Annotated in this window: 4 protein-coding genes; 1 reads left to right on the forward strand and 3 read right to left on the reverse strand. The window is 40.1% G+C overall.

Annotation, left to right across the window (positions count from 1 at the left end; genetic code table 11):
• Positions 1-206 precede the first annotated feature (206 nt).
• Entirely contained in the window at positions 207-476 is a 270-nt protein-coding gene (locus tag V5N63_RS11370; RefSeq protein ID WP_228399645.1) for a VanZ family protein, read from the reverse strand.
• 82 nt (positions 477-558) lie between these two features.
• Positions 559-936: a glycine cleavage system protein GcvH gene (gene gcvH / locus V5N63_RS11375; protein ID WP_088469858.1), complete on the reverse strand. Its 378-nt coding sequence runs from the start codon at positions 934-936 to the stop codon at positions 559-561.
• Positions 937-1,157: 221 nt separating this feature from the next.
• On the opposite strand from gcvH, the gene V5N63_RS11380 reads away from it, so the two are divergent.
• On the forward strand, positions 1,158-2,444 hold the full coding sequence (locus V5N63_RS11380; RefSeq protein ID WP_332023954.1) for an aldehyde dehydrogenase family protein: 1,287 nt from the start codon (positions 1,158-1,160) through the stop codon (positions 2,442-2,444).
• Positions 2,445-2,490: 46 nt separating this feature from the next.
• Here the strand turns inward: V5N63_RS11380 and V5N63_RS11385 are convergent.
• The coding region (locus tag V5N63_RS11385; RefSeq protein WP_332034035.1) for an ABC transporter ATP-binding protein at positions 2,491-3,570 on the reverse strand (1,080 nt) is incomplete at its 5' end.

Here is a 3,570-nt window from a genome sequence, read left to right on the forward strand (position 1 = left end):
ATAAGCACTTTTCAATCCATTCCAAATTTTATTAACATTAATTTAATACTAAAAATACAACTCGCTGAATAACTGAGGGAAAAATTTTGAAGAAGGTTTCCTGCATGGAACATACGTAATTAATACCGTTGACCTATCCAATATATTAAAGTATGATTAAAACAAAAATTCCCGCCAATCGCGGGAATTCTATCTTAATCGATGTTCTAAAAATTTATACTCTTCACTTTTTTGAATAAAAAATATCCTAAAATCACTCCAATGGTGTCTGCCACTAAATCCAAAGCCTCCATAGATCTGCCCCAACCCATCTCATCCTGAAGGATCTCTGTAAGTATGGAATAACTTAACATAATCTGGAAGAAATACAAAAACCTGACTTTTGGAAATGCTGCCACGAAACAAAATCCCAACATCCCAAAGATGGCTAAATGCAACACCTTATCAATTCCATCGAACATAAAGGAGTATTCCATATTTTCGACGCCCGGACGGAGAAGCATAAAAGTAAGAAATGCCCAATAAATGGGCAAAATCTTACTGAATATTTTCGAAATTCTATCCAAGAGATTCTTGGTATTGTTCGGCCGTAATAAGTTCCGACAAATCTGCACCTTCCCCAATTTCCACTTTAATAATCCACCCTTTACCATAAGGATCGGTATTAAGGAGTTCCGGCTGGTCTTCCAGATCGGAATTGAATTCGGTTACTTTGCCGCTCACAGGCAAGAAAAGATCAGAAACCGTCTTCACCGCTTCTACACTCCCGAAAACATCTCCCGCAGAAAGTTCATCATCTACAGAATCTACATCTACAAAAACAATATCACCCAATTCTCCCTGAGCGAAATCTGTAATTCCAATTGTTGCGATGTCTCCATCAATTCTAACCCATTCGTGGTCCTTTGTGTACTTTAATTCTGAAGGTGTGTTCATTTTTTTAAATTTTATTTTTCAAAATTACTCAAAAATATCATAATCTCAAATGTTTCAAAGAATTTATTAGACCGTTGCTGTGGTTTCAGCACGGGTCTGTCAGGTAAATGTGTTTGCCCGTAAAGCATTTTTACTTCTTTTCCTATCTTTGTTCCTTTAAAGCACAGCAGCGAACCGCCGGTTTGGTATACGTTCCTGTTTCAAACAACTAAATTTTAGTCATGATTTTATCCGAAAAATTAGAAACTGCTCAGAAATCTTTCAAAAAATGGCGACAAGTACCCTTTTCTGAAAAACAGCAATACTTATTTAAACTCGCAGACCTTCTAGAGAAAAATGCAGAAAAATTCGGCAAGAATATTACCCTGGAGATGAACAAACCTCTTTCCCAGTCCATCGCCGAAATTGAAAAATGCGCGCTGATGGCCAGGTATTACGGAAATGCGGAAAATATCCTGAAACCGGAAAAAATAAAGACCGAATATAGAGTTTCAGAAATACATTATGCACCTCTGGGCGTTATATTAGGTGTAATGCCCTGGAATTTCCCGTTCTGGCAGGTTCTGAGATTTGCGGTACCAGCAATTCTTGCAGGAAATACCGTGGTGCTGAAGCACGCATCGATCTGTTTCGGAAGCGGCAAAATGATTGAAAAACTGTTTACCGATGCAGGTTTCCCCGAAGGAGTGTTCCAGAATCTGGAAATCGGGCATGCTGAAGTGAAGTCTGTTTTAGAAAACCCTATTATTAAAGGCGTAAGTTTAACCGGTAGTGAAAAAGCAGGCGCTGAGATCGCTTCCACCGCCGGAAAAAACATCAAAAAATCGCTGCTCGAACTGGGCGGAAGCGATGCTTTCATCGTTTTGGACGATTCAGATTTAATGGAAGCAGCAAAGAGCGGCGCGAAAGCAAGACTTCAGAACTGCGGACAGGCCTGCAATGCTGCGAAGCGCTTTATTATTCAAAAAAGTGCAGAAGAAGAATTTTTGCCGCTGTTCATTAATGAATACCAAAAATTTGTACCTGACGATCCATTGAAAAAAGAAACCAACCTCAGCGGAATGGCAAGGCCCGATCTGGCAGATGAGCTGGAAAAGCAATACGAAAAAGCCCTCAAAAACGGCGCTGAAATTATTCTGCCACTCAAAAGAGTTTCCGACAAGGTATTCGAACCGGGTCTCATCAAGGTAGAAAAAGGTAATCCAATTCTTGAAGAAGAACTTTTTGGTCCATTGGGAATGGTGATGATTGCCCAAAATGACCAGGAAGCGCTGGAGCTGGCGAATGATATTCCTTTTGGGCTTGCCAATTCGGTATGGACAAAGGATGAAAAGAGACAGTTGTTCTTCATTGAAAATCTGGAATCGGGAACTGTAACCATTAATAAGGAAACAAGCTCTGATCCCCGACTGCCCTTTGGCGGTGCAAAATCTTCGGGCTATGGTACCGAACTTTCGATGATTGCTTTAAAGGAATTTGTAACAGCGAAAACCGTTGTAGGAAATTAAAATTTATAGAAGAAAAACAAACGCCGGAAATTTACGGCGTTTTTTATTAAGATTCACTTTCAGCTACATCGCGTTTCAGCTGAGCTCTGTACAGTGTAGAATAATATCCGTTTTTATCGAGCAGTTCGAGGTGCTTGCCTTCTTCTACAATTCTTCCCTTTTCCATGACGATAATTTTATCTGCTTTTTCAATGGTGGAAAGCCGGTGCGCGATAATAATGGAAGTCCGGTTTTTCGTGATTTTTTCTGTCGCACGCTGAATGAGTTTTTCGCTTTGGTGATCGATGGAAGAAGTGGCTTCATCTAAAATCAGAATTTTAGGATCCGAAAGGTAGGCGCGCAGGAACGAGAGCAGCTGCCGCTGTCCCAAAGAAATTGAAGAACCTCTTTCGCGCACCACGTAATCGTAACCACCGGGCAGGCTTTCGATAAACTCATCCACTTCAATATCTTTTGCCACGGCTTTTATTTTCTCTAAAGTAATGCTTTCGTCGCCGAAGGTCAGGTTTTCGAAAATCGTTCCGTGAAAAAGGAAAACATCCTGAAGTACCACCCCGATATGGCTTCTTAAATTATAAAGTTCGTAATCTTTCAGCGCTACATCATCAAGCAGAATTTTACCTGAATTAATGTCGTAAAGTCTCGTGATCAGGCTTATAATCGTAGATTTTCCGGCACCTGTTGCTCCCACAATTGCAACAGTTTCGCCCGGATTCACTTTAAAACTGATGCCTTTTAAAACTTCCTGATTTTCATCGTAGGAAAAATACACGTCTTTAAATTCAATTTTCCCGTCGAAATGATCTTTCATCACCGTTCCCTCATTCGGAAGTGCAAAATCTTCATCCATAACACCCAAAACCCGTTCGGCACCTACAATTCCTCTTTGAATATTATTGAACCGGTCAGCAATCTGTCTCAACGGACGAATCAGCATGGAGATGTACTGAATAAAAGCAATCACCACACCCGCAGAAATTGTGATATATCCGCCGTAGAAAAGAATGAATCCTATAAATAAGGAAGAAATAAGTTCTACCACCGGAAAAAACAGCGAGAAAATAAATACTGTTCTCAGCAACGCTGCCTTTAACGTAATATTGATCTGATCGAATTTTTTGAATTC

This window comes from Kaistella sp., assembly GCF_032060305.1.
Taxonomy (GTDB): domain Bacteria; phylum Bacteroidota; class Bacteroidia; order Flavobacteriales; family Weeksellaceae; genus Kaistella; species Kaistella yananensis.

Excerpts from the sequence above, each read along its gene's own strand:
- V5N63_RS11380 (WP_332023954.1), top strand. The coding sequence starts at position 1,158 with ATGATTTTATCCGAAAAATTAGAAACTGCTCAGAAATCTTTCAAAAAA.
- V5N63_RS11370 (WP_228399645.1), bottom strand. The coding sequence starts at position 476 with ATGGAATACTCCTTTATGTTCGATGGAATTGATAAGGTGTTGCATTTA.
- gcvH (WP_088469858.1), bottom strand. The coding sequence starts at position 936 with ATGAACACACCTTCAGAATTAAAGTACACAAAGGACCACGAATGGGTT.